We start from the raw sequence: 23164 nt of genomic DNA, 5'->3' as shown, positions 1-23164 counted from the left end.
CCGAAGGGCCCGAGTTCGCCTGTGCACCAGGCGAACTCGGGCTACCGGCGGGCGTCCAGAAATTCCAGGACGAGCGGGCTTGCGGTGTTTCGAAATTCGTCGAAATAAGCGTGCCGAGCCCCCGGGATCCACGCCAGCCGCGCACCGGGAATCCGTTCGGCGAGCAACGGTGCGTTCGCCGCGGGATTGAACCGGTCCTCGCTCCCGTGCACGATCAGCGTCGGAACCGCGATATCCGCGAGCGCATCCCATGCGTCGTGTTTATTGCTCGCGTAGAGATGTCTGCGCTTCGCGTAGGCGGGCATGCTCGGATCGCCGAGGGTGTCGAACGGTCCGGACGTGCTCGCCAGATACCCCGGGGTGTACATCAGTTCCAGCAGCGCCAGCCGTGCCGCCATCGGATCGGGCTGGGCCAGCGACTTCCGTACCTCGGCGTCGCGCTCGACAGCGTGGCGACCACCCGGTGACGTGCAGCCGAGCACCAGCGCATGCACCCGGTCCGGAAACCGCGCGGCCAGCCACTGCGCGACCCGGCCACCCATAGACGTGCCGTACACCGCGGTCTTCTCGATGCCGAGTTCATCGAGCACCGCAATGGCGTCCTCGGCGAATCCGAGGGTGCTGTACGGGATATCCGGCTTATCGCTGTCACCGGTCCCGCGATAGTCCAGTGAGACGGTGCGATACGCGGTCTCGAAGTCGGCGCGGACTCCATCCCACCAGTGGTGGTTATTGGCCTGTCCGGTGAGCAGCAGCAGCGGCGGACCGTCACCGCCGGTCTGATACGCGATCCGGGCACCGTCCGCGGCTTCGGCATACGGCACGTTCGGACTCCCCTCAGCTGTAGAGGGCGACGAAACGCTCCAACGAGCGCTCGATATCGCCCTTCAGCGCCCGCGCGACCCCGGAACCGATCGGACCGAACAGGGGCGCGCCGCCCAGATCGATATCGACGGTGACCTCCGAGCCCGCACCCTTCGCGGCGACGAGCAGTTCGAGCTTGAATTTGGTACCGCCCTTGCCCATGCCGCTCAACGCCAGGCGTCGCGGCGGTTCAGCGGCCTTGACCGTCCAGGTGACCCGATTGCGCAATCCCTTGACCGATGCGACACCGACCAGTTGGGTGCCGACGGTCAGCTCGGCGGGCACCTCGTTGCGCCACGCCTCGTGCATGAGGAGCCATTTGTCGAGTTCGGTGAGGTTGGAGGTATGCGACCAGGCCTCCTGCGGGGGAATCGGCACGTCGACGGACACCTTCAGCTTTGCCATTCGCGCATAGTATCCGGTACCCGCGGTTCGCTATTTATGGCATTCGGTCATACCGATCGGGCGGTACGCGAAATGCAATGGGGGCGCTGGCGGTTCGAGGAATCGGAATGTGGTCCTCGGATCGAGAGAGACTTCCCGGCGATGCTGCTACTGTGGGCGGGTCGTCGGGTGCCGAGCTACTAATCGGCTCGATCCGCCCGGTTGGTGATTCGTCGAATCGCTTGCCGTGCGGGCACTCTGGGGTTGGTGCCGGTGTCGATATGGCCGCATTCGACGAATGTTGATCCTGGTCGGCGTCGCGAGGAAGGCGAGACAACGCGCAGTGACTCCGGCTGTCGCAACGACGAGAGAGCTGATGAATCAAGATATCGCCGTGGTGCTTTCATGGATCCTCGCCCCCGCTCTCATTATTGCCGTGGCGGCGGCGTTGTATGTAGCGCAATACGCGAAACAACAGAAGATCCGCGCCGACGCCCTCAATAGAGCGAATCGGGCGCAGGAGGAAACCCTCGAGCACTTCGCCGGCCAGACATTGCCGGCGATGACCGAGGCGGTGCGCCGCTTCGAGGCACCGGTTTCGGCCATCGAGGTGCCGACGGGGCAGGAGACCTCCCGGTTCACCCAGTGCCTGCAATGGATTTCCGAGCGGTATGCCGACGACCTGCGCATGGTGCAGTCGGAGGCGCTCGAGCAGGCCGTGCGTGAGTCCGAGGAAAAGGCGCAGCAGGCGATCAAGGCGACCGAGGAGGGCACTCGGGCCGAGATCGAATCCGCTTCGCGGGCCGCGACCAGTGCGGCGGTGCGTTCTTTCGGCACCTCCGTGGTCAGCCTCGGCGCGGATGTCAGTCAGGTGGTGAGCTCCGCGCTGCGCGAGCACCGCGACGACGAGGTCTACGCCACCCTCACCCGCATCGACCACACCGTGCAGCAGATGCTGCGGCAGGCCCAGTCGTATGTGATCGTCTGTGGTGGTCTGCCGGGTCGGCGCTGGCCCGCGCAGTCGCTCACCGATGTGGTCGGCGGCGCGATCGGGCGTGTGCGTGACTACCTGCGGGTGCGGGCCAACCAGCTCGACCGCATCGTCATCAGCCGCGCGGTGGAACCGCTCGTGCACACCCTGGCCACGCTGCTCGACAACGCGCTGCGCTACTCCCCGCCGACGTCTTATGTGGATGTGACCTTCCAGGAGGGCCACCACGGCGTCACCGTCATCATCGATGATGCCGGTGTGCGGATGAACGCGGAGCAGATGGAGGAGGCCAGGCAGGTGCTCGCCAACGAGCGCCCGATCGACATCCACCAGCTCGGCCCGTCCCCGCGCGTCGGTTTCCCGGGCATCGCGGCACTGGCCCGACGCTATGGCTTCACCGTCTACATCGATGGCCCGAACGTCTACGGCGGTATGCGGGCGATGGTCTACATCCCCGAGGCGCTGCTCGTCACCGCGGTGGCCAACGCCGAACCGGCCGTTCCCGCCGTCACCCCGGCCCCGGAACCCGTGCCGACCGCTGCCACCGAGGATAAGCCCTTCGAATTATCCCCGGTTCCGGTCTTGGCCGGGGTGGGCGAACAACCCGCCGAGAACGAGGAGTTCGCTGTGCACGAGATCACCAGTGGCGGCCTACCCAAGCGACGTCGTCGGGCGGTGTCTTCGGTGCCCGCGCAGACCGGCACCGAATCCGAAGCGGGACAGGCGCGTCCCGAGATCGCCTCCGCCTGGCAGACGGGTTCCAAGAGCGGCCGTGAGGCCGCTGCCTCCGATAACACGGAAGGGATGTCATCCTGATGAGCACACCGGTGACCGACAGCAGCAATAGGCTGGGTTGGCTACTCGAGGATCTCAGCAACGTTCCCGGCGTCCGGTTCGCGGTGCTGCTGTCCGACGACGGACTGCGGATCGCGCACTCCGACGGTGTCAATAAGGATGATGCCGAGCGTTTCTCCGCGGCCGCCTCGGGTCTGCGTTCACTAGGTAAAGCGCTCGGCGAATTCTGTGGTGGCCTCGACAATGGTGTGCGCCAGAACATGACCGAATACGACCAGGGCATGATCCTCATCACCGCGGCGGGCGAGGGTGCGCTGCTCGGTGTTTCGACGACGCCCGAGACCGATATCGGGCTGGTCGCGCACCGCATGAACGAACTCGCCGGGCGGGTCGGGCACGAGTTAGGCGCCCAGCCGCGCGGGAGGGTTGAGGGCGGCTTGACGTCATGACGAGGTCCCGGCGAGACCCCGACTTGGTCCGGGCCTACGTGCGCACCGGGGGGCGAATCCGTCCCAGTCGTGAGTTGGACCTGGTCACCCTGGTCGTCGCCGCAAAAGATCCGGCACCTGGTGCGACACCGGATGCGCGCCAGGTGCTGAACCTGTGCAGCCGTCGCAGTGCCCTGTCCATCGCCGAGATCGCCGCCTATCTCGACCTGCCGCCGTCTGTAGTGAAGATCGTCGTAGCCGATCTGCTGGACAGCGAACATCTGGCCACTCCGACCCCGGCCGAAGTCATGCCGGAGATCACCCTGCTCGAGGAGGTACTCAATGGGCTCCGCGCTCTCCCGGCCTGAGCGCACTGTCGACTATGTGCCGGAGACCGTGACCCGGTCGGTAAAGCTCTTGGTGGCAGGCAATTTCGGTGTCGGCAAAACGACATTCGTGAACAGCGTTTCGGAGATCCGGCCGCTGCGCACGGAGGAGACGATCACCGAGGCCAGTGTCGGCGTCGACGATATGGCCGGGCTACCGGGCAAATCGCAGACGACCGTGGCGATGGATTTCGGCCGTATCACGCTGAATCCCACACTCGCCCTCTATCTTTTCGGGACGCCGGGACAGCGGCGTTTCGTCCCGCTGTGGGAGGAGTTGGCGCGCGGTGCGCTCGGCGCCCTGGTCCTGGTGGACACCAGGCGCATCGAGAAGGCCGACGAGGTGCTGTCCGTGCTCGAGGAGCGCGGGGTGCAGTATTCGGTCGCGGTCAACCAGTTCGAAGGCGCCCAGCGCTATCCGCTCGAAGAGATCCGGGACGCACTGGATCTCGCTCCGGATACTCCGCTGACCTCGCTCGACGCGCGTCAGCGCAGCACCTGTCTGCGGTCGCTGATCACGCTCGTGGAATTCCTATTCCTTCGTCAGGAGTCCCGGAAGTAACCGACGCATTGCACACAGATTCAACAAAGCCCGGCCCTGTCGCGTTGGGGTCGCCGATCGATACCGACGGCCCGCGCGTACCGCTCTACTCAGAGGAGTTCGCAGCAGATCCGCACCGCGCGTACCGCGATATGCGCCGCCAGTTCGGATCTCTGGTACCGGTCGACCTATCGCCCGGTGTACCAGCCACTTTGGTGATCGGCTATCACACCGCCGTACGAATCCTCAACGATCCCGACCACTTTCCGGCGGATCCGCGCACCTGGCAGCAAAAGATTCCTGGTGAATGCCCGGTCCTGCCGATGCTGGAATGGCGGCCGAATGCCTTGCGCAGCGCCGGAAACGAGCATTTGCGCTATCGACAGGCGAATGCGGCAAGCCTGGCCGAAGTCGATCTGCACGCACTGCACGCCGTCGTCGAAGATGCCGCCATTCCACTGATCAATGCCTTCTGCGGTGACGGTGCGGCCGATCTGATCAGCCAGTACGCGTTTCCGCTCACCTTCCAGGTGTTGAACCAGATGCTCGGCTGTCCGGCGGAGATCGGCCAGCAGGTCGCCACCGGGATGGCGGCCATCTTCGAAGGCGTGAACGCCGACAAGGGCAATGCGATGCTCACCGACGCGCTGTTCGAGCTCGTCACGCTGAAGCGCAGCGTTCCCGGCGACGACATCACCTCGCGGCTGATCGCGCATCCGGCCGTGCTGTCGGACGAGGAGATGATCCACCAGCTCGTCACCGTTTACGGTGCGGGCATCGAACCACAGCAGAACCTGATCACCAACACACTGCTGCTGATGATGACCGACGACCGGTTCGCGGGCAGCGTGCACGGCGGAAGTCTTTCCACCCGTGACGCACTCGACGAAGTGCTGTTCACCGACCCGCCGATGGCGAACTACTGCGTCTCCTATCCGAGACAGCCGATCCTCATCGACGGTGTTTGGCTGCCCGCTCACCAACCGGTCGTCATCAGCATGTCCGGATGTAATAACGATCCCGCCGTCGGCGTGAGCGAATTCGGGCCCAACCGTTCGCATCTGGCATGGAGTGTGGGCCCACATTCGTGTCCGGCGCGGTCGGTCGCCTATCTCATTGTCCAGGACGCCATCGACCAACTGCTCGACGCAATTCCCGAAATGCGTTTGGGGACGGCGCCCGAACAACTCGCCTGGCGGCCGGGGCCGTTCCATCGGGCGCTGGTATCCCTCCCGGTCACTTTTCCCAAATCCCCTCCGCTAGCCATGCTGTAAGGAGATTTCTGTAGTGCAACAACCTATTACCCTGGATCTCACGGGAACCGATATCCAGGGCGAGTCCGCACGCCTGCGCGAGCGTGGGCCGGTGGCGCTGGTGGAATTGCCCGGCGGTGTGCGGGCCTGGTCGGTAACCGATGCCGGGCTGCTCAAGAAGTTGCTCGTCGACGCGCGGGTGTCCAAGGATGCGAGCCAGCACTGGCCCGCGTTCATCAACGGCGAGATCCCGCAGGACTGGCCGCTTTTCCTGTGGGTCGCGGTGAACAATATGTTCACCGCCTACGGTGCGGACCACAAGCGGCTGCGCAAGTTGGTCGCGCCCGCGTTCACGCATCGGCGCACCGAGGCGATGCGCGGGCAGATCGAGCGGATCACCGAGGCACTGCTCGCCGAACTCGCGCAGACGCCCGCAGGTGAATCGGTCGATCTGCGTGAGGGTTTCGCGTATCCGCTGCCGATTCAGGTCATCTCCGAATTGATGGGTGTGCCCGAGAAACTCAATCCGGGCTTGCGCACATGCGTCGACGGTATTTTCGACACCTCGCTCGGTCCGGAGGAGTCGCAGGCGAACTACATGGAGTTGTATCGGATCCTCGGTGAATTGGTGGCGTATCGGCGCGACCATCCCGGCGACGATATGACCAGTCTGCTGATCTCACACCGCGATGAGGACGACGGGTCCCAGCTCACCGAGCAGGAATTGATCGATACGCTGCTGCTTGTCATCAGCGCCGGGCACGAGACCACGGTCAATCTGCTCGACCAGGCGATCTTCGCGCTGCTGACCAATCCGGAGCAGCGCGCCGCACTGGTCGCGGAGCGGGCGACGTGGGCCGAGTTGGTCGAGGAGGCATTGCGGTTCGAGGCGCCGGTCGCACATCTGCCGCTGCGGTTCGCGGTCGACGATATCGAGATCGACGGGGTGCATATCGCCAAGGGCGAGCCGATTCTTGCCTCGTACGCGGCCGCCAACCGTGATCCGAATGTTCACGGCGACACCGCCGATCAATTCGATCTGGCCCGAGACAGTAAGGACCACTTGGCTTTCGGCTACGGGGTGCACCATTGCCTTGGGGCGCCGTTGGCTCGGCTCGAGGCGCTGGTGTCGTTGCCGGCGATCTTCGCGCGCTTTCCGAATATGCGGTTGGCGGCGGATCCGTCCGAGTTGGGGACGGTGGTCAGTTTCATCTCGAATGGGCATGCCAGGCTGCCGGTTACCCTGGAGTAGTCCACCTGAAAAGCCGGGCCCCCTTCCGATTTCGATCGGGAGGGGGTTCGTGTCTTCCGGGGTCAGCTCGAGGCGTCGATGCGGCCCTGCTTTCGGGCTTGGGCCAGTCCGCGGCGGGCCATCAATCCGTTGGCCAGCAGCAGCAGTGTCTTGTTCGGGGGTGCGATGAAACCGGACTCGGTGTGGGGTGCGTAGGTCGCATCGGTGCCGTCGATTTCGATCCAGCCGGTGTGCTGACGGCATTCGAGGCCGACGAGCTGTGGGCGGTAGGTGTGGGCGAGCAGGCCCGCACGGCGGCCGCCCTGGGCGATTTCCGCTGGGACCGTGAGGTTTACCCCCGCCTCGCTCGAGCCGATGACCTGCGCGGGGACCACCGCCGGATAGCCGTCGGACTGGCGGTAGGCGAGCAGACAGTGCGGCAGTTTCGTGGCGCGCGCGGCGGCCTTGGCGCTGTCCACCCGGGGGCCGGTGCCCCTGGCGGGCGGCTTCTGGGAATCCGCGGTGGCGGGCAGCGGTTCGCCGAACACCTTCGGTTCGCCGGTCGCATCCAGATTCGGCCAGGCGATGATCCGGGTGACCGCGACCGTCACCAGCACCCGATCGGTGTAATACGCGCTGAGCCAGCGATCCCAGAAGAGGCCGCGCCGTGGTGCGCCGAGATAGGGCGTCGCCTGCTCGCCGACGCGGTCGAGGGTGTCGGGGTCGGGCTCGGCGTCGAAGGTGGCGATGCCCTGTACCAGTACGAAGCTCTGATTGTGCTGGTCGCCGAGACCGTGCTCACGCGCGTGATATGCGAGCGCGACCTTCGGCTCGCGTTTGATCCGCTCCAGCTTGCGACCGAAGCCGAGCGAGGTCGTGAACCCGACCGTTCCCAGCTCCCGATCCCGCAACCCGATCGGCGATACCGCCGTCACCACCGCCCCACCGGCCGGAGTGATATAGGCCAATCCGACGGTGAGATCACCGTGCAAGACATTGTCGATTTCGTCCGGCCAGGTAACTGCCATGCGCCGCAGGTTAGTCCTGTTGCCCGAGTCTTTTGTCGGTTATGCGCAATCGGCGGCGATTCGGTTGCTCCGGAGCGCGATTCGTGCGGCCGAGGTCGCTCGGCCGCGCAGGGCGGTTCAGCTATCCTGCGCAAGATTGATCTATGGCGAGGGGTGGATGATGGCGATATACGCCGAGGTTCGCAAGCTGGACGAAACAGCCGAGCAGGTTCGCTACGGGTACAGCAATGGTGTCGGAGGACCCGAGGAGATCATCATCCTCGACAAGGCGACGCAGGCTCTGGAACCCGGAAGCGGGCAGGCAAGGTCCATTTTGTTCGGTGCGGTCGCCCGCAAGATCGCAGCAAATCGGGGCCAGACGGGAGTCCTGCCCGATCGCCTGGTTGTCGCGCACTAGGTCACTGGACCTCAACGCGGATAGCCGATTTGGTCGATGTCTTCGTCCAGGTCGTCGAGTTCGACATCCGGGTTGATTTCGGCCACGACGGTGGCGGTCAGTGGGTGCAGTGCGTATACGTGCTGCACCGCAGACAGGCTGATGTCGGTCTCGTAATAGTCTGCGGCGAAGTGCTGGTACGCCTCGGGTGTGCCGTCGACAAGTAGGTCGAACAGGCCCGCGTCCGATTGGGAGGCGGCCGAGACTCCCCAGGCGGCGTCGTCGGGTGTGCGCCAGAAGCAAGCGGTGGCCATCGGAGTTCCGTTGTGATCGGCGAAGGCCGGTTCGCGGATGTAGGAATCGAAGACTACCGGTACGGCCGCGAGCACCTCCGGCGCTTTCGGCGCCTCATGGTCGAAGGCTCGGCCGTAGACACCGGTCGGGGAGAAGACGATGAACCAGTCGTCACCGGAGCCGTTGCGCATCGAGGCCATTTCCTCGTCCTCGGCCCAGTCGCTATTGAAAGAGTAGTAGCGGTCGGCCCATTCGGGACTCACAATGGCGTCGAGCATGGCCAGCGCGCGACAGCGGTCGCGAAGGACCGAGATGTCGGGGAGGCGGTGCGACATTTCGTTCACGGCACCATTCAACCTTGCCGATTCTGGTTGAGGCCCGTGGCCTTCCAGCGGCTATGCCGTGTGTGCGCATCCGCTAGGTGTCCGGCTGCTGATCGAGCAGGCCCCGGGCGATGAGGTCGTGCACCCGCCCGACCGCGAACTCGATGGCGGCCGGGTCGGTGGGCAGGGGTCCGTCGATCAGCAGGCAGGCCAGGCCGTGGACCGTCGACCAGGCGGCAATCTCTGCGCCGGGCCTGCGTTCGGGGTCCAGTAATCCGGCCGACTGCGCCTGATCGAGCACGTGGCCGAGGATCTCGTAGGGGTTCGTGCTGCCGGTGTACGGTTCGGATTCGGCGGTGACGGCGTGTACACCGAATGCGGTGCGAAACAGCCCGGGTTGGTTCAGTGCGAAATCGATGTACGCGGTGCCGACGGCTTGTAGCTGTCGGCGTGGATCCCGGGTGTGGGCGATGCGGCGGCTCATCTCGGCGGCGAGCTCGCCGCGGGCATGGCCCGCCACCTCGGCGAGCAGTGCCTCCCGGTCGGCGAAATGGCGGTAGGCGGCCGAATGCGAAACCCCGGCCGTGCGGGCAACTTCACGCAGGATCACGCGGTCGGGTCCGCCGTCGCGTGCCAATGCCACGCCCGCCTCGATGAGAGCCGAGCGCAACGCGCCGTGGTGGTAGGGCTTGCTCATGCCGACAGGATCGCACATCGGCCGACATGTTGACGATGGTCACATATAGCCGCATACTCGATTATGTGACCAGTGGTTACTTTTCTGGCCGCTTCCTTCTCGTATACCGAAAAGTGCTGAAAATGAACGATATTTCGATCGAAATCCCCTACGCGACCGGGATCTCCCGGCTCGGCATCGAACGCGCCCTCATCGCCGCGGGCCGGGATCTCGGCAGTCTGCGGCTCGCAGATCTCACCCTCGTCGAGGACTTTCACACCATGGGGCGCATCGCCACGTATCAACTGGCGGAGCTGACCGGCCTGACGCGGCACAGCCGGGTGCTCGACGCCGGTAGCGGGATCGGCGGTACCGCCCGTTTCATCGCGGACCGATGCGGTTGCCCGGTAACCGCTGTCGATCTGACCGCCGACTATTGCGATACGGCCGAGTGGCTCAATGAGCTTGTCGGACTGGAGGATCGGATTGCCGTGCACCGAGCCGACGTCACGGAGCTACCATTCGCCGACGGCAGTTTCGACGTCGCCTTCAGCCAGCACGTGCAGATGAACATCGCCGACAAGGACCTGCTCTACCGAGAAGCCCGCCGGGTCCTGGTCCTGGGCGGCCTACTCGCGATCTGGGATATCACCGCGGGTTCGGGCGACGACCCCGACTACCCCTTGCCCTGGGCCGAGCAACCGGCCCAGAGCCATCTGGTGACCCCCGATGCGTTGCGCGAGACAATCGAGACAGCGGGTTTCGTAATCGAGCAGTGGAACGATCTCACCGAACAAGCAGCCGCGACCATGCGGACGGTGCTGGCCGCGCCCCCCGATCCCGTTGGGCTGCACGCCTTCGTCCCGAATTTCGCCCAGAAGGCCGAGAACCTGACCCGCGGCCTGGCTGACGGCAGCCTACGGGCCATCCAGGTGATCGCCTCGGTAATCGCACCGTAATTGCCGACTCGTCGATCACAACATCTCGGGTGCGGTGCCGAGGATGACATCCAGTAGTCCGGGGAAGTGGGTGTCGAGATCGCCGCGGCGCAGACTGAGCATCCGGCGGGCCCCGCGCACCTGTGCCTGCAACACCCCGGCGTCTCGCAGCACCCGCTGGTGGTAGGAAAACGTCGAGCGGCTGATGGTCAGGCCGGCGCGCTGCTGTAGCTCGGTGCACGCCACCTCCTCGGAGGCTGCCAGTGCCCGGACAGCCGCCAGGCGTGCTGGGTCCGAGAGCGCCGCCAGCAGAGTCGACAGCCGAAGTTCTGCCACGGCCGGATGTGATTCGTCGATGACCCCGCTCATGCCCGCAGCGTAGTCGCATCTCAGCATCATGTCGATGAACGTAGTACTGTTCGAAATTTATCGACGTAATCGACAAATTTCGAAATGAGGCCGAACATGAGCGAGCGTCGTGTAGCCCTGGTCACCGGAGGTTCGCGAGGTATCGGAGCTGGTATCGCCCGCCGTCTCGCGGCTGATGGACTGCGGGTCGCGGTGACCTACACGAGTACGCCCGAGCGCGCCGAGGCGGTCGTCACCGAATTCGGTCCCGACATCGTTGTCGCGATCCGCGCCGATAGCAGTGACCCCGACGCTGTCGACGCCGCGGTCGAGCAGACAGTCGCGTCGTTCGGGCGCCTGGATGTGGTGGTCGCCAACGCCGGGGTCGCTGCCGTCGGCCGATTCGATGAGCTCGGATCCGATGACATCGATCGGATGCTGCGGGTGAACGTACACGGGGTGCTGCACACTCTGCGTGCGGCGCTGCGCCATCTGCCCGACGATGGCCGCATTGTCACCATCGGCAGCGTCAATGCCGACCGCACGCCGTTTCCCGGAGGCGCGGTGTATGCCATGACCAAGGCCGCGCTGCAGGGACTGGTCCGCGGACTGGCTCGCGACCTCGGCCCGCGCGGTATCACGGTGAACAACATCCAGCCTGGCCCCACCGCCAACGACCGCATGCCTGCCGACAGTCCAGCAGCCATTCGCCTCACCGAGCATATGGCCTTGCAGCGCTTGGGTACCCCAGATGAAATCGGTGCGATGGTCTGTTACCTCGCCGGTCCCGACTCCGGCTTCATCACCGGCACCAGCATCACCATCGACGGCGGATTCACGGCATGACCGAGGTGGCGCCATGCGCGGATGCGCCACCACTCTGGACGACGAACTCGGTCTGTTTCATCTGGCGCTGGATGCAGTCAGCGGGCGACAGCCCAGGCGGCGCGCCGGAGTGCTCCGGTGGAAAACCTGCCCGCTACGGCAATGTCTGACATTCCGTCTCGAAAATAGTCTCATAATTCGCTCGGCTATTTGCTCAAGTTCCGATACAACGTCGCGCGTGAGATGTCGAACTCGGCGGCGATCTCGTCGATGGGGCGGCCGGAATCTCGCATGTGGCGGGCGGATTCGATCATCTCCGAGGTCATTGCGCCGGGGCGGCCGCGGCGGTTCGGGCGGGTGGTGGGCATCTCGGCGGTCGGTAGCGGGACGGGGTCGCTTCGGACAGCCGAAGGCTGTGGATCGGCGGCGGTGCCGAGTAACCGCCGGGCACCATCCAGAACGGCCTCGCGTAACTCGTCGGCGGGCCGGTCGGCGAAGATGACCACCGGATCGCTCAGTGCCGCATAGGCCTGCGCGGCACGCACTCGGGTGGTGAAATCGGCGCGGGGCCCGGCGATCAGGTCCTGGGCTGACAGTGCGATGGTGCGCAATCGCGCGAAGGTCGCCTCGTCGGCGGATAACGCCTGGTCCTGCATTTGCATCCGCAATAGCTGACCGTGCGCAAGCCACACCTCGAGCAACCCGGCCACCACTGACCAGCAGCGCGCCTGCACGTCCCGCCCGCGCGCCGCCGCCTCGAGCACCGCTTCGCTGTCGACCAGCAGCGGCTCCACTAGGGCGGCGACGATATCGCTCTTGCTCGGGAAGTGGTAGAGCACAGCGGTTTTCGTCAGCCCGACCCGTTCGGCGATCTCGCGCACGGAAACCGTGTGGTATCCGCGCTCGGCGAACAGGTCGAGCGCGGTCTGCAGGATGCGGGCACGCGAATCATCGGCCATGGTGACCGATCCTACCGCTTGACTGACCGTTGGTCAGCGTCATACAGTGATCTGACTGACCAATGGTCAGATGGTTTCGAGACAAGGAGCGGGCAATGCGGATTCTGATCTCCGGTGCGAGCATCGCCGGACAGACCCTGGCGTATTGGCTTGTGCGGCACGGCTTCCAGCCGACCATCGTCGAGCGTGCGGCCGGTCCGCGAGTCGGCGGCCAAGGGGTGGACGTGCGGGATCAGGCGATCGAGGTCGCCGAGCGCATGGGCATCATGTCGCAGATCCGGTCGGCGGCCGCCGATGTCGCCGGGATGCGGTTCGTGAACACCACCGGCGACTCCATCGCCCAGGTGGATATGCAGAAGATCAAGGACAAGTACGCCAGCGCCGAGGTGGAGATCATGCGCGGCGATCTCGTCCGGATTCTGCACGACAGCAACAGCGATGTGGAATACCTGTTCGGCGATTCGATCCGGGCACTCGACGAGGATGACGACGGCGTCACCGTCACCTTCGAACGCGCTCCGCAGCAGCGGTTCGACCTGGTCATCGGCGCGGACGGGCTGCACTCCACCGTGCGGCGCCTGGCCTTCGGTCCGGAATCGAATTTCGTCCGGCACCTGGACCACTACTTCGCCTTCGGCGACGCCGATGCGGCGCTCGGGCCCGACCGCTGGGTCAGCGTCTACAACACCCCGGGCGCGATGGCGGGCATCTACCGTTCCGGCAATCACGCACAGGCCAAGGCCTACTTCATATTCCGCAGCCCACTCCTCGACCTCGATCCGCGCGACAGCGCCGCGGCCCGCGCGCTGCTGACCGAACGGTTCGGCACCGAATCCGCATGGCACGTGGCACAACTGCTCGACGGCGCACTCGCCGATCCGGACTTGTACTTCGACTCCCTCGGCCAGGTCCACATGGATTCCTGGTCGACCGGCCGCATCGCCCTCGTCGGCGACGCCGCCTACTGCGCCTCACCCGCATCCGGGGCCGGTGCCGAACTCGCCCTCGTCGGCGCCTACCGGCTCGCCGGTGCACTCGCCGCCGCGAACGGCGATTACCGCACCGGTTTTCGCCGCCACGAGCAGAGCCACCGCGCACTGGTCGACCGCAAACAGCAGATCGGACCGAACCTGCGGCTGATGGTGCCGAAAACTCGCTCGGGCATGGCAATTCGGAATATCGTCACGCGGCTCCCCGTGCTGGAGTCCATGGCAGGTATGGAACGCATCATGGCGCCGAAGACGAACGAATCCTTGCCGGAATATCCGGAGATTCCGGTCACTGCCAAGGCATGCCGTCCGGCGTAGGGTGCCGATCATGGGGTTCACAGTCGATCGGTTCGACCACATCGTCATCAATTGCGTCGATATCGAGGCGACCGCCGCATGGTACGAAAAGGTCCTCGGCATGCGGGTGCAGACGTTCGGACCGAAGGGCCGCACCGCATTGTGCTTCGGCAATCAGAAGATCAACCTGCGGCCGATCGGTGCCCGCAGGGTCGACCCGGACTGGGAGACAGCGCGTACCGAGGCCGCAGGCTCGGAGGATCTGTGCTTCGTCACCCACGCATCGCCCCGGGAAGTGCGAGATCACTTGGTGGCCTGTGGCATCGAGATCACCAATGGCCCGGTCACCAAGTCCGGCGCGCTCGGCGACATGATCTCGCACTACTGCCGCGACCTGGATGGCAATCTGGTGGAGATCGCGGTCTATCCGGACCAGGCCTGAACTCAGCGGCGCAGGAATTCCAGGGTGGCGCGTTCGAAGGCCGCCTTGGCCTCGATCATGACCCAGTGCCCGCTGTTCGGGAACACGTGCAGTTCCGCATTGGGAATCTGCCGCATCGGGACGAGCGCCATATCGGGCGGGCTGACCCGGTCGTCCAGACCCCAGGTGAGCAGGGTCGGGCAGTGCACTTTGTGCAGCATCGACCAATAGGGCGGTGTATTCGAATTCGCCAGGAATTTCTGCTGCATGGCCCAGGCGGCCGAGCCGTACATCATGGCGGCGGTCTGCTGGGTATCCGGATGCTGCGCGGCCGCCCAGCGTTCCTCGATGATCTCATCGGTGATCACCGCGGGGTCGTAGACCATGGCCCGCAACCAGCGCAGCAACTTGTCCCGATCGGGTTTGTCGGCGAATTCCTGCAGCAGCCGAATCCCTTCGCTCGGACTGGAACTGAAGATATTCGGACCGATCCCGCCGATGGTGACCAGCTTGCGCACCCGCTGCGGATGCTGGATCGCCAGATTCGCCGCGACCACACCACCCATCGAATTGCCGACCATGGCAGCGGATTCGATGCCGAGCCCGTCCATGAATCGCAGCACCGCCGCGCCCGCGGTCAGCACGGGGTGTCCGTCCACCGGGTCGCTCACGCCGAATCCGGGGAATTCGAGGATGTAGCAGTGGAAGTGCTCGGCGAAGACCGCGAGATTCCCGCGATAGTTACGCCACCCGTTCACGCCGATCCCGGAGCCGTGCAGCAGTAACAGCGGCGGCCCGTCGCCCGCCTCGTGATAGCGCAGCACGCCCTGATCGGTGGCGAGCTCCCGTTTCGTGCCTTCGTATGTCACGTCCATACCCGACACGTTAGAACACGTTCTAGCTCGGGCCGTTATGGCCGCTCATATCGACCCGAAAAACGAACCGCCGGGTACATAATGGCGCAACGCTGGGCGATTCGTGATGTAACGCCCGGCGAGTATCTATGATCTCCGCTTGGCAACTCGGCACCGCACGAAGAGGACCGAATCATGAGCTACCGAACGATCACGACCGCGACCGTGCTCGGCACCGCGATCGCCGCACTGGCCTGCACCGCGCCGACGGCGAATGCCGCGGTGACCCGGGTGGGTGTGATGCCGGATTCGAACTACGGCATGGCGACCAACTACGGCACCGACTGCCCGGCCACCGCCGAGGCCCATGTCGACAATGCCGCCGAACTGGTCTCCTTCTACGACAACGGCGTCCTGTTCGGAGTGGTCCGACCGCTGGGCGGTATCGCCCTGCTGACCTGGATCCCGAAGACCACCGGCCCGCACACGCTCAGCGCCGTACAGGCCCCGGATGTGACGCCCATCGGAACGGTGGACGTCCGGGTCGGCACAGGTGTGCACGTCGGCTTCGCCTGCGTCGTCTTCGGCAGCTGACCTCAGCGAGCTCCTTCGGCGCCGCGCCTGGCCACCGAATCGATGGCAACCGATACCGCGAGCACCGTGCCGGTGACCATGAACCGCACCGATGAATCGACGTTCAACAGCAGCATGCCATTCGTAATCGATTGGATGACAAGGATTCCTAGTAGCGCCGCATAGGCACGCCCACGTCCGCCGAACAAGCTGGTGCCGCCGATAACGGCAGCGGCGATGGCATTGAGCAGAATGTCGCTGCCACCGGAACTCTGGTTGACCGCGACCAGTCGAGACGCCGCGAGTATCCCGCCGACGGTCGCGAGCGCGGAACATCCGATGAACGCGGCGATGCGCACCCACGTGACATTGATACCGGCCCGCCGCGCGGCCTCGGCATTGCCGCCCACGGCGTAGATGCGTCGCCCGAAGACGGTGCGCCGCAACATCAGATCGACGGCAAGGACGAGTCCGCCGAAGATCACCAGAGTCGCCGGCACCCCGCGATCGGAGTTCAGCACCAGCACCGTGGCGGCCAGCAGCAGCGCGAGCCCGCCGGAACGCACCGCGATCCATCCCGGAGCCGACACCGCCAGTTCGGCGCGAACCCGCTGCCGCCGAGTCAGCAGACTGGTGATCAGATGCCCACCGGCCAGCACCGCAACCAGCAGCCACGCCAGCCACGGCAGCAGCCAGGTATCGCTGACCTTGGCGATACCGCGGTCGAAGGGCAGATTGACCGTCCCTTCCTTGCCGAGCAGATACAGCATCAATCCCTGCCAGCCGATCAACCCTGCCAGTGTTACCACGAACGACGGCATACTCAGCTTCGTTCGCATCGCCCCGTGCAGCAGCCCGATCGCCGCGCCGACGGCGAGCGCGGCGAGCACCGCGAACACCGGATTCCAGCCATGGTGCACATACAGTTGCGTCATCACCACGGCCGTCAGCCCGCTGACCGATCCGGCTGACAGGTCGATCTCACCGAGCAGCAGCACCAGCACGATGCCGAGTGCGATGGTCCCGGTCGCGGCCATCTGCAGGGCCAGATTGGTGAGATTCTCCGCGGATAGAAAATGCTCGTTGAGTCGATCGAAGACCACCGCGATGACGACCAGCCCGACCACCACCGGCATGGCGCCGACATCGCCGCGGCGCACTCGGTCCGCCACCGCATCGGTCCGCCCACGCAGCGGATTTCCTTGCAGTGCAGGTTGTTTCATAACGAGATCACTCATGACTAATCACACGGCTCCCGTGATCGCGGCGACAATGGCCTCCTGACCGGTGTGCGCGGTCTCGAATTCGCCGGCATTGCGCCCGAGGCGCAGGACCACTACGCGATCGCTGACCGTCCGCACATCGACCAGGTTGTGCGAGATCAACAGCACCGCGAGACCGTGCTCGCGCAGGCGACCGATCAGCGCGAGTACCTGAGCGGTCTGTTCGACACCGAGCGCGGCGGTCGGTTCGTCGAGGATCACCATCTTCGGCTGCCCCAGCAGCGCCCGGGCGATCGCGACCGACTGCCGCTGTCCACCCGAAAGCGAGGAAACCGGCGCCCGCACATCCTTGATCTTCACATCGAGCGACCGCAGCAGATCCCGTGCGCTGCGCTCCATCGCGATCTCGGATAGCACGCTCATTTTCCTTGTCTCCGTGCCGAGATGGAGATTGGCGACGACATCGAGGTTGTCGCACAGTGCGAGATCCTGGAATACCGTGGTTATTCCGAGCGCCTGCGCGTCCTGTGGACGGCCGATCCGCGCCGGCGTCCCGGCGAAGGTGATCTCCCCCTCATCGGCGCCGATTACCCCGGAGATCACCTTCACCAGCGTCGATTTGCCCGCGCCGTTATCGCCGACGAGCGCGACCACTTCACCGGCCCGCACCTCGAGATCGGCGTCGGCCAGTGCCTGGACCGCACCGTAACGCTTGGTGATGCCGCGGGCGGAGAGTACCGCCGTCGCGGTACTCATTCGAGTCCCGCGGTCCGACATGCCGCCACGACATCCGGCGTGCAGATTTCGGCGGCGGTGTAGAGGCCGTCTTTGACGATCGTGTCCTTCAGGTTGTCCCTGTTCACCGGGATCGCATCGAGCAGGAACGACGGGATTTTCGCCGATCCGTTGTCGGTTGTCGCAGGGGCAGGGGGCTTTTCGCCCTTGCCGAGCGCGACGGCGAGTTCGGCTGCCTGCTCGGCCTGGGCTCGATAATTCAGGTAGATGGTCATGGTCTGCTCGCCGGTGAGAATTCGTTGTACGGCAGTGAGCTCGCCGTCCTGTCCGGTCAGCGGCGGCAGGCTGGCATAGCCCGCTCGCTTCAGGGCCGCGATGATTCCGCTGGCCATACCGTCGTTGGCCGAGTAGACGCCGACGATCGAATCCTTGCCGAGTGCGGTGATCGACTGCTCCATCTCCTGCTGCGCCTTGTCCGGCGACCAGTCGGGGGTGTCGAATTCCCTGGCGACCTTGACCTTTCCGTCCAGCGCCTGGTGCGCGCCGGTCTTGTAATCCCCGGCACTCGGATCGGTCGGCGCGCCGTTGATCATCACCACCTGTCCCTTGTCGACGGTGCCGCGCTTGGTGAGCTCAGCCAGCAGCGCCTCGCCCTGCACCTTGCCGACCTTCACATTGTCGAAGGAGACGTAGTACTCGTAGCCGATACCGGATATCAGCCGGTCATAGGCGATCACCGGGATCTTCTTCTGCTTGGCCTGATTGATCTGCGGCGCAACGGCATCGGCATTGACCGCGTCGAGCACGATGACATCGGCGCCTTGGGTGAGCGCGGACTCGAATTGGCTCTGCTGTTTGGCTGCATCCTGATCGGCATTGAAGTAGAGCACCCGGCAATTCGCGCACAGCTGCTTGGTCTTCGCTTCGAACAGTGGCCGGTCGAATGCCTCGTAGCGGGTGGTCTTGGACTCCGGCAGCAGTAGCGCGATCGTCGGGTTGTCATCACCCGATTTCGGTTCGCCGGAACCTGAGCTACAGCCTGCCGCCAGGACGAATGCGGCTGCCGCCGCGGTGATGAGCAGAATTCGACGCATGAGAATCACCGTGCCGAGAGGGATTTGAGAGGTGCGCCCGGTTGAGCGTTGATAAGAAAGGTAGTTTACTAACAGCGGGGTGTCCAGTGGTTACGTGGAGGAGGATCAGTGAGTAGGGTCGGCAATCCCCAACTGCTGCGGACGATGAACGAGCGGTTGCTGCTCGACCGGCTCCGGGTGCACGGTCCGTCCTCGCGGGGGGAGTTGGCCAAGGCCAGCGGCCTGTCCAAGCCGACGGTCTCGGCGGCGCTTGCGGGTCTGGAGGAGGCCGGATTGGTGCAGCTCGTCGGTTCGCTGAGCGGGCGGCCCGGACCGACGACGGCGATCTACGACGTGAATGTGCGCGCCGGTGTGGTGGCCGGAGTCGATATCGGGAGGCACTGGGTCCGGCTCGCGATCGCCGATCTGCGCGGTGAATTCATCGCCCGTCGGGATATCCGCAATTCGGCCCGGTCGGCCGTCGACCTGGTGCGCCGGGTCCGCACGCTGGCGCACCAGGTCGCGTTCGATGCCGAAATGAATTGGACGGAGGTGCATTACGCGGTAATTGGCAGTCCCGGTGTGCTCAATCCGGCCACTGGTCGGCTCGACTACGCCCCCAATCTGCCCGGTTGGGGTCGCGCCGGACTCGTCGGGCAGTTGCGTGATGCGCTGGAGGTCGAGTCTGCGATCGAGAACGACATCAATCTGGCCGCCGTCGGGGAACTCACTTTCGGCGCGGGCGTCGGCATGCGCAACTTCGTGCTGGTCTCGATCGGCACCGGCGTCGGCATGGGCATTGTGATCAACGGTGAACTCTACGTCGGCAGCAGCGGTGCGGCGGGTGAGGTTTCGTTCCTACCCGCCACCGAGGTCGATGCGGCACCCGATGACGCCCGCCAGCGCGGCATGACCGAGACCGTTGCCGCGGCGGGCGGAGTAACCCGCAGCGCGCGGCAAGTTGGGCTGAGTCCGGCATCGGCGAAGGACATCTTCGCCGCGGCCGCGGCCGGTGATGCGCGAGCGCGCTCGGTCGTCGAGGCCGAGGGCCGTCGCATCGGCGCCCTCGTCGCCGCGGTGACGGCAATTCTGGATCCGGAACTCGTAGTCCTGGGCGGGGGCATCGGCCACAATGTCGACCTGCTCGGCGATTCCATTGCCCGGCGCATGGCCGAACTCGGGCCGCTGCGTCCGCGCATCGTCGCCAGCACACTCGGCGACGACGGAGTGCTCAGCGGTGCGGTATCGCGCGCACTCGAGGTAGCGCGCGATCGGCTCTTCGATCGGCGCTGACCGAGTGCGTGGGGTGGGCTTCGGCCTCAAAGCACTCCGATGGCCTTGAGTAGTAGCAGGGTCAGCCCGGCGGTGCCCGCGAAGGCGACGCCGCCGTCACGGATCACGATGGCCGCGGGCGAGCCGCTGACCTTGGAGAGAATTCCGGATATCACCGCGACGATGATGCCGACGAGCACGGCGACGACAACGAACAAGACCTGAACGGTAGTGGACACTCGACGCTCCCTCGATGTGGATTGTCGCAGTGTAAGGAGTGCGGTGGCTATCGTGTAGCAAAGTTGCGGGATGTGCTGCGGCTAGGCCGGTTTGGTTGCCGCCAATCCGTACAGCAACGGGAGGGTGGGGTCCGTCGGCGGGAGCCGGAACCAGTCGTTGCCGGTGCGGATCATGCGCGACCACCGCGGCCACGGCAACATCTCGGTTTCGGTGAGATCGGAAATGCTCAGGCCCGCGCCGATCAGGGCATTGATCACCTCGCCGAGCCCGTGGCGCCACTCGTACACCGTCGTGTTGCTGGTCAGTGCCGGGCCGTCGGTGTAGGTGTGGTCGCTGTCGCGACGCTGCGCACCACGCCCCTCGAGGTAATCATCGTGCAGGACGAGCGAATCCGGATCGCCATCGGCCGGTGGCGTCGGTCCGAGGGAGTGCAGCAGCGGGTGGAATTCGACGATGTACACGAGGCCGCCCGGGCGCAGCAGTTCGGCGAGCACCGCCGCCCAGCGCGGCAGGTCGGGCAGATAGCAGAGCGCACCCTTGCCGGTGTAGACGATGTCGAATTGCCTGTGCTCCAATGCATTCGGTGCATCGTAGACATCGGCGCACACGTACTCGACGGCATCGGCGGCGAGTTCTCGGGCGTGCCTCATGGAGGCGGGGGAGAAGTCGAGACCGACCGCCGTCGCCCCGCGCTTGGCGAATTCGATTGTCTCGGTACCGAGATGGCACTGCAGATGCAGCACATCGCGGTCGCGCACATCGCCGAGGACATTCCATTCGAAGGGCGCGAACCAATACGACGAATCGCGATCGCGATAGAACTCGCTGGCCGCGTGAATCGGGGCACGGGCATCCCAGTTACCGCGGTTCGCCAGCAGTTGATCGAGGCCGTCGTCGCTGTCCACCGAGCCATCGTATTTCGGCAGTCGGATGCCGATGGCGGGTCCGCCGACGATTCAAAGGATTCTCTCACGTAATTTTGGCACGGTACACGGAAAACCGAGGTTCACTGGAGTTACAGAGTTGTGCGGATCGGCAGTGTTGGGGCAGGTCCAGCCCAAGGAGGTCAGACCTTGCAGACAACCGCTTCGATCGCCATCGTCCGTCCGGATCCGGCAAAGCTCGGCGGTATCACGCCCGGTGTGGTGAGCACCCGTGGGCGGCGCTCGCTCAATGCCGACGCCTTCGCCACCTACACCGACCCCGCCGTCGGGCGTACCGCGTTCGTTGTCGCCGACGGGGTCGGCGACAGCCTGCCCGCGGCCAGGGCAGCGCGGACCGCGGCCTCGGTCGCCGCGCGGATCGGTGCGGGCAACGGCGCGCTGGCCGGAGTGGTCGCGGCCCAGCAGGAGTTGCTGCGTGAATTCCCGGAAGAGCAGGCCGACAGCGTGCTCGTGATCGCGGTGCTACCCGCCGCCGATCAGCCCGACGGGCCCTGCGATATCGCCTGGGTCGGGGACTGTCGCGCCTACCGCTGGAACGGCCGGGTGCTGCACCAGATCACCACCGACCACACCGTCGCGGAGTTCATGCGCGCCAGGGGGGTGCGCCCGGCGAACCGCATGGACCACCTCGTCACCACCTCCACCCGCACCGCGAGTCCGGATGTCATCGGTCGCGCCGCCACCGGATCGAGCCGGGGCCGACTGCTGTTGAGCACCGACGGCGTGCACAAGCGGCTCGATATGATCGAGATCAAGTCGATACTCGTCGCGGGGCAAACCGCGGCCGACACCGCGGAAACCTTGGTGGACAACGCATTACAGGCCGGTAGCACCGATAATGCGACGGCACTCGTCGTGGACTGCCGGTAACCCCGATTCCTGCTAGAACTAATTCGTCGGTGTGTCTAGTGGGAGTGTGGGTTATGCGGGCGATTCAGATCAGTGAACTGGGCGGACCCGAGGTGCTGCAGGAGGTGGAGCTCGATGCTCCGAAGCCGGGTCCAGGTGAGGTCGCGATCGATGTCGAATATGTCGGGGTGAACTTCGCCGACCTGCAGGCGCGTTCGGTGGGGTATCGGGTCCGGGATCTGCCGTTCGTGCCGGGACTCGAACTGTCGGGGCGGGTGCGCTCGATCGGCACCGATGTCGACGGGTTCACGGTCGGCCAGTCGGTGGCGGCGATCACCGATGGCGGCGCCTACGCCGAGGTCGCCGTGGTGACTGCCGCGACGGTATTCGCGGTGCCCGATGGTGTCGATTTGCGGACGGCCGCAACGCTTCCCACGGTCCTGCCGACCGCTTACGCGCTGATCAACACCGTCGGCAAGCTGCAGCCGGGGGAGACCGTGCTGGTGCAGGCCGCGGCGGGCGGGGTGGGCACCGTGGTGGGGCAGGTGGCCAAGCTGGCGGGGGCCGGTGCGGTATACGGCGTGGTCTCCAGCGAAGCCAAGGCGGAATACGCGCGCAAACTCGGTTATGACGACGCCTTCCTCGCCGAGACCTTCGAGACCGATGTCCGGGAGGCGACCGGTGGGCGCGGAGTCGATATCGTGCTCGACCCGGTCGGCGGGCAGACCTTGCGGCGCGGTCTCGAATCGCTGGCGCTGTTCGGTCGGCTGATCTCCTACGGCAATGCCAGTGGTGAGCCGGGCTGGCAGATCGGCCAGCCCGAGCTCTACCCGAGGGGTCTGTCGATCTCCGGATTCTCGATCCTCGGACTCACCGCCGATGCGCCGCAGGTATTGCGCGAGATTGCCGATCGGGCCTTCCGGTTGGTCACCACGGGGCAGGTGGAGTTGCCGATCACCGCGGAGTTCCCGCTGTCGGAGGTCGCCGAGGCGCACCGGTTGATGGCGAGTCGCGCCTCGACCGGCAAGCTGGTGCTTGCGGTCAACGGCTGAAA

General features: G+C 65.4%; 28 protein-coding genes. 15 read left to right on the top strand and 13 right to left on the bottom strand.

Annotation, left to right across the window (positions count from 1 at the left end; all coding sequences use genetic code 11):
* Nucleotides 1–41: 41 nt before the first annotated feature.
* Nucleotides 42–824 carry an alpha/beta fold hydrolase gene (locus tag ACQPZ2_RS27345; RefSeq protein ID WP_433521075.1) on the bottom strand — a complete coding sequence of 261 codons (783 nt, stop codon included), beginning with the start codon at nucleotides 822–824 and terminating at the stop codon, nucleotides 42–44.
* 13 nt (nucleotides 825–837) lie between these two features.
* On the bottom strand, nucleotides 838–1269 hold the full coding sequence (locus ACQPZ2_RS27340; protein WP_433521074.1) for a type II toxin-antitoxin system Rv0910 family toxin: 432 nt from the start codon (nucleotides 1267–1269) through the stop codon (nucleotides 838–840).
* A gap of 355 nt (nucleotides 1270–1624) precedes the next feature.
* On the opposite strand from ACQPZ2_RS27340, the gene ACQPZ2_RS27335 reads away from it, so the two are divergent.
* The 6 genes from ACQPZ2_RS27335 to ACQPZ2_RS27310 are packed head-to-tail and all read left to right on the top strand — an operon-like array spanning nucleotide 1625 to nucleotide 6894.
* Nucleotides 1625–3055: an ATP-binding protein gene (locus ACQPZ2_RS27335; protein WP_433521073.1), complete on the top strand. Its 1431-nt coding sequence runs from the start codon at nucleotides 1625–1627 to the stop codon at nucleotides 3053–3055.
* Complete coding sequence (locus ACQPZ2_RS27330; RefSeq protein WP_063037919.1) at nucleotides 3055–3483, top strand: roadblock/LC7 domain-containing protein; 429 nt, start codon at nucleotides 3055–3057, stop codon at nucleotides 3481–3483. Before ACQPZ2_RS27335 ends, ACQPZ2_RS27330 begins: the two co-directional genes overlap by 1 nt.
* Nucleotides 3480–3830 (top strand): DUF742 domain-containing protein, encoded by a 351-nt coding sequence (locus ACQPZ2_RS27325; protein ID WP_063037917.1) that lies wholly within the window; start codon nucleotides 3480–3482, stop codon nucleotides 3828–3830. Before ACQPZ2_RS27330 ends, ACQPZ2_RS27325 begins: the two co-directional genes overlap by 4 nt.
* Nucleotides 3805–4410, top strand: coding sequence for a GTP-binding protein (locus ACQPZ2_RS27320; RefSeq protein WP_327097921.1), 606 nt, complete (start codon nucleotides 3805–3807; stop codon nucleotides 4408–4410). Before ACQPZ2_RS27325 ends, ACQPZ2_RS27320 begins: the two co-directional genes overlap by 26 nt.
* Before the next feature lie 44 nt (nucleotides 4411–4454).
* Complete coding sequence (locus ACQPZ2_RS27315; protein WP_433521072.1) at nucleotides 4455–5663, top strand: cytochrome P450; 1209 nt, start codon at nucleotides 4455–4457, stop codon at nucleotides 5661–5663.
* A 13-nt stretch (nucleotides 5664–5676) separates the two neighbouring features.
* Nucleotides 5677–6894: a cytochrome P450 family protein gene (locus ACQPZ2_RS27310; protein ID WP_433521071.1), complete on the top strand. Its 1218-nt coding sequence runs from the start codon at nucleotides 5677–5679 to the stop codon at nucleotides 6892–6894.
* Nucleotides 6895–6956: 62 nt separating this feature from the next.
* Here the strand turns inward: ACQPZ2_RS27310 and ACQPZ2_RS27305 are convergent, their stop codons facing one another.
* Nucleotides 6957–7901 (bottom strand): hypothetical protein, encoded by a 945-nt coding sequence (locus ACQPZ2_RS27305; protein WP_433521070.1) that lies wholly within the window; start codon nucleotides 7899–7901, stop codon nucleotides 6957–6959.
* Nucleotides 7902–8058: 157 nt separating this feature from the next.
* Between ACQPZ2_RS27305 and ACQPZ2_RS27300 the strand changes: the two genes are divergently transcribed.
* Nucleotides 8059–8298: a hypothetical protein gene (locus ACQPZ2_RS27300; protein ID WP_433521069.1), complete on the top strand. Its 240-nt coding sequence runs from the start codon at nucleotides 8059–8061 to the stop codon at nucleotides 8296–8298.
* Nucleotides 8299–8309: 11 nt separating this feature from the next.
* Here the strand turns inward: ACQPZ2_RS27300 and ACQPZ2_RS27295 are convergent, their stop codons facing one another.
* Nucleotides 8310–8915, bottom strand: a complete 606-nt coding sequence (locus tag ACQPZ2_RS27295; RefSeq protein WP_433521068.1) for a hypothetical protein — start codon at nucleotides 8913–8915, stop codon at nucleotides 8310–8312.
* Between the two features lie 73 nt (nucleotides 8916–8988).
* Complete coding sequence (locus ACQPZ2_RS27290; RefSeq protein ID WP_433521067.1) at nucleotides 8989–9591, bottom strand: TetR/AcrR family transcriptional regulator; 603 nt, start codon at nucleotides 9589–9591, stop codon at nucleotides 8989–8991.
* A gap of 122 nt (nucleotides 9592–9713) precedes the next feature.
* Between ACQPZ2_RS27290 and ACQPZ2_RS27285 the strand changes: the two genes are divergently transcribed.
* Nucleotides 9714–10529: a class I SAM-dependent methyltransferase gene (locus ACQPZ2_RS27285; RefSeq protein WP_433521066.1), complete on the top strand. Its 816-nt coding sequence runs from the start codon at nucleotides 9714–9716 to the stop codon at nucleotides 10527–10529.
* 15 nt (nucleotides 10530–10544) lie between these two features.
* Here ACQPZ2_RS27285 and ACQPZ2_RS27280 read toward each other — a convergent pair whose 3' ends face one another.
* Complete coding sequence (locus tag ACQPZ2_RS27280; RefSeq protein ID WP_433521065.1) at nucleotides 10545–10877, bottom strand: ArsR/SmtB family transcription factor; 333 nt, start codon at nucleotides 10875–10877, stop codon at nucleotides 10545–10547.
* A 96-nt stretch (nucleotides 10878–10973) separates the two neighbouring features.
* Here ACQPZ2_RS27280 and ACQPZ2_RS27275 point away from each other — a divergent pair, with 96 nt between their 5' ends.
* Nucleotides 10974–11702 carry an SDR family oxidoreductase gene (locus ACQPZ2_RS27275; RefSeq protein ID WP_433521064.1) on the top strand — a complete coding sequence of 243 codons (729 nt, stop codon included), beginning with the start codon at nucleotides 10974–10976 and terminating at the stop codon, nucleotides 11700–11702.
* Nucleotides 11703–11887: 185 nt separating this feature from the next.
* Here ACQPZ2_RS27275 and ACQPZ2_RS27270 read toward each other — a convergent pair whose 3' ends face one another.
* Nucleotides 11888–12640, bottom strand: a complete 753-nt coding sequence (locus ACQPZ2_RS27270; protein ID WP_433521063.1) for a TetR family transcriptional regulator — start codon at nucleotides 12638–12640, stop codon at nucleotides 11888–11890.
* Between the two features lie 95 nt (nucleotides 12641–12735).
* On the opposite strand from ACQPZ2_RS27270, the gene ACQPZ2_RS27265 reads away from it, so the two are divergent.
* Nucleotides 12736–13947 (top strand): FAD-dependent monooxygenase, encoded by a 1212-nt coding sequence (locus ACQPZ2_RS27265; protein WP_433521062.1) that lies wholly within the window; start codon nucleotides 12736–12738, stop codon nucleotides 13945–13947.
* Between the two features lie 10 nt (nucleotides 13948–13957).
* A complete protein-coding gene (locus ACQPZ2_RS27260) occupies nucleotides 13958–14368 on the top strand; it encodes a VOC family protein (protein WP_433521061.1) in 411 nt (136 codons plus the stop codon).
* Between the two features lie 2 nt (nucleotides 14369–14370).
* On the opposite strand, the gene ACQPZ2_RS27255 is transcribed toward ACQPZ2_RS27260, so the two are convergent.
* Nucleotides 14371–15222 (bottom strand): alpha/beta fold hydrolase, encoded by an 852-nt coding sequence (locus ACQPZ2_RS27255; protein ID WP_433521060.1) that lies wholly within the window; start codon nucleotides 15220–15222, stop codon nucleotides 14371–14373.
* 174 nt (nucleotides 15223–15396) lie between these two features.
* On the opposite strand from ACQPZ2_RS27255, the gene ACQPZ2_RS27250 reads away from it, so the two are divergent.
* Entirely contained in the window at nucleotides 15397–15795 is a 399-nt protein-coding gene (locus ACQPZ2_RS27250) for a hypothetical protein (protein WP_433521059.1), read from the top strand.
* Nucleotides 15796–15797: 2 nt separating this feature from the next.
* On the opposite strand, the gene ACQPZ2_RS27245 is transcribed toward ACQPZ2_RS27250, so the two are convergent.
* From ACQPZ2_RS27245 to ACQPZ2_RS27235, 3 genes are read right to left on the bottom strand one after another with little or no spacing between them, the layout of a single operon-like run.
* Nucleotides 15798–17012, bottom strand: a complete 1215-nt coding sequence (locus tag ACQPZ2_RS27245) for a sugar ABC transporter permease (RefSeq protein ID WP_433521058.1) — start codon at nucleotides 17010–17012, stop codon at nucleotides 15798–15800.
* A gap of 6 nt (nucleotides 17013–17018) precedes the next feature.
* The gene (locus ACQPZ2_RS27240) at nucleotides 17019–17753 is read right to left on the bottom strand and encodes an ATP-binding cassette domain-containing protein (protein ID WP_433521057.1); all 735 of its coding nucleotides are present in this window, start codon (nucleotides 17751–17753) and stop codon (nucleotides 17019–17021) included.
* Complete coding sequence (locus tag ACQPZ2_RS27235) at nucleotides 17750–18826, bottom strand: sugar ABC transporter substrate-binding protein (RefSeq protein ID WP_433521056.1); 1077 nt, start codon at nucleotides 18824–18826, stop codon at nucleotides 17750–17752. The genes ACQPZ2_RS27240 and ACQPZ2_RS27235 overlap by 4 nt, the downstream gene beginning before the upstream one ends.
* A gap of 108 nt (nucleotides 18827–18934) precedes the next feature.
* Between ACQPZ2_RS27235 and ACQPZ2_RS27230 the strand changes: the two genes are divergently transcribed.
* Entirely contained in the window at nucleotides 18935–20098 is a 1164-nt protein-coding gene (locus ACQPZ2_RS27230; protein WP_433521055.1) for an ROK family transcriptional regulator, read from the top strand.
* Nucleotides 20099–20124: 26 nt separating this feature from the next.
* On the opposite strand, the gene ACQPZ2_RS27225 is transcribed toward ACQPZ2_RS27230, so the two are convergent.
* Both ACQPZ2_RS27225 and ACQPZ2_RS27220 read right to left on the bottom strand, forming a co-directional pair.
* Entirely contained in the window at nucleotides 20125–20316 is a 192-nt protein-coding gene (locus ACQPZ2_RS27225; protein ID WP_433521054.1) for a hypothetical protein, read from the bottom strand.
* 81 nt (nucleotides 20317–20397) lie between these two features.
* Nucleotides 20398–21222, bottom strand: coding sequence for a class I SAM-dependent methyltransferase (locus ACQPZ2_RS27220; RefSeq protein WP_433521053.1), 825 nt, complete (start codon nucleotides 21220–21222; stop codon nucleotides 20398–20400).
* Nucleotides 21223–21390: 168 nt separating this feature from the next.
* On the opposite strand from ACQPZ2_RS27220, the gene ACQPZ2_RS27215 reads away from it, so the two are divergent.
* Both ACQPZ2_RS27215 and ACQPZ2_RS27210 read left to right on the top strand, forming a co-directional pair.
* Complete coding sequence (locus tag ACQPZ2_RS27215) at nucleotides 21391–22131, top strand: PP2C family protein-serine/threonine phosphatase (protein WP_433521052.1); 741 nt, start codon at nucleotides 21391–21393, stop codon at nucleotides 22129–22131.
* 53 nt (nucleotides 22132–22184) lie between these two features.
* The gene (locus ACQPZ2_RS27210; protein ID WP_433521051.1) at nucleotides 22185–23162 is read left to right on the top strand and encodes a quinone oxidoreductase family protein; all 978 of its coding nucleotides are present in this window, start codon (nucleotides 22185–22187) and stop codon (nucleotides 23160–23162) included.
* Nucleotides 23163–23164: the final 2 nt, after the last annotated feature.

This window comes from Nocardia pseudovaccinii, assembly GCF_050942345.1.
Taxonomy (GTDB): domain Bacteria; phylum Actinomycetota; class Actinomycetes; order Mycobacteriales; family Mycobacteriaceae; genus Nocardia; species Nocardia pseudovaccinii.
This window is presented reverse-complemented; position numbering and strand designations above follow the sequence as displayed.

Excerpts from the sequence above, each read along its gene's own strand:
- ACQPZ2_RS27300 (WP_433521069.1), top strand. The coding sequence starts at position 8,059 with ATGATGGCGATATACGCCGAGGTTCGCAAGCTGGACGAAACAGCCGAG.
- ACQPZ2_RS27255 (WP_433521060.1), bottom strand. The coding sequence starts at position 15,222 with ATGGACGTGACATACGAAGGCACGAAACGGGAGCTCGCCACCGATCAG.
- ACQPZ2_RS27325 (WP_063037917.1), top strand. The coding sequence starts at position 3,480 with ATGACGAGGTCCCGGCGAGACCCCGACTTGGTCCGGGCCTACGTGCGC.
- ACQPZ2_RS27260 (WP_433521061.1), top strand. The coding sequence starts at position 13,958 with ATGGGGTTCACAGTCGATCGGTTCGACCACATCGTCATCAATTGCGTC.
- ACQPZ2_RS27320 (WP_327097921.1), top strand. The coding sequence starts at position 3,805 with ATGGGCTCCGCGCTCTCCCGGCCTGAGCGCACTGTCGACTATGTGCCG.
- ACQPZ2_RS27245 (WP_433521058.1), bottom strand. The coding sequence starts at position 17,012 with ATGAGTGATCTCGTTATGAAACAACCTGCACTGCAAGGAAATCCGCTG.
- ACQPZ2_RS27250 (WP_433521059.1), top strand. The coding sequence starts at position 15,397 with ATGAGCTACCGAACGATCACGACCGCGACCGTGCTCGGCACCGCGATC.
- ACQPZ2_RS27305 (WP_433521070.1), bottom strand. The coding sequence starts at position 7,901 with ATGGCAGTTACCTGGCCGGACGAAATCGACAATGTCTTGCACGGTGAT.
- ACQPZ2_RS27335 (WP_433521073.1), top strand. The coding sequence starts at position 1,625 with ATGAATCAAGATATCGCCGTGGTGCTTTCATGGATCCTCGCCCCCGCT.
- ACQPZ2_RS27330 (WP_063037919.1), top strand. The coding sequence starts at position 3,055 with ATGAGCACACCGGTGACCGACAGCAGCAATAGGCTGGGTTGGCTACTC.
- ACQPZ2_RS27285 (WP_433521066.1), top strand. The coding sequence starts at position 9,714 with ATGAACGATATTTCGATCGAAATCCCCTACGCGACCGGGATCTCCCGG.
- ACQPZ2_RS27270 (WP_433521063.1), bottom strand. The coding sequence starts at position 12,640 with ATGGCCGATGATTCGCGTGCCCGCATCCTGCAGACCGCGCTCGACCTG.
- ACQPZ2_RS27340 (WP_433521074.1), bottom strand. The coding sequence starts at position 1,269 with ATGGCAAAGCTGAAGGTGTCCGTCGACGTGCCGATTCCCCCGCAGGAG.
- ACQPZ2_RS27265 (WP_433521062.1), top strand. The coding sequence starts at position 12,736 with ATGCGGATTCTGATCTCCGGTGCGAGCATCGCCGGACAGACCCTGGCG.
- ACQPZ2_RS27235 (WP_433521056.1), bottom strand. The coding sequence starts at position 18,826 with ATGCGTCGAATTCTGCTCATCACCGCGGCGGCAGCCGCATTCGTCCTG.
- ACQPZ2_RS27290 (WP_433521067.1), bottom strand. The coding sequence starts at position 9,591 with ATGAGCAAGCCCTACCACCACGGCGCGTTGCGCTCGGCTCTCATCGAG.
- ACQPZ2_RS27240 (WP_433521057.1), bottom strand. The coding sequence starts at position 17,753 with ATGAGTACCGCGACGGCGGTACTCTCCGCCCGCGGCATCACCAAGCGT.
- ACQPZ2_RS27275 (WP_433521064.1), top strand. The coding sequence starts at position 10,974 with ATGAGCGAGCGTCGTGTAGCCCTGGTCACCGGAGGTTCGCGAGGTATC.
- ACQPZ2_RS27280 (WP_433521065.1), bottom strand. The coding sequence starts at position 10,877 with ATGAGCGGGGTCATCGACGAATCACATCCGGCCGTGGCAGAACTTCGG.
- ACQPZ2_RS27210 (WP_433521051.1), top strand. The coding sequence starts at position 22,185 with ATGCGGGCGATTCAGATCAGTGAACTGGGCGGACCCGAGGTGCTGCAG.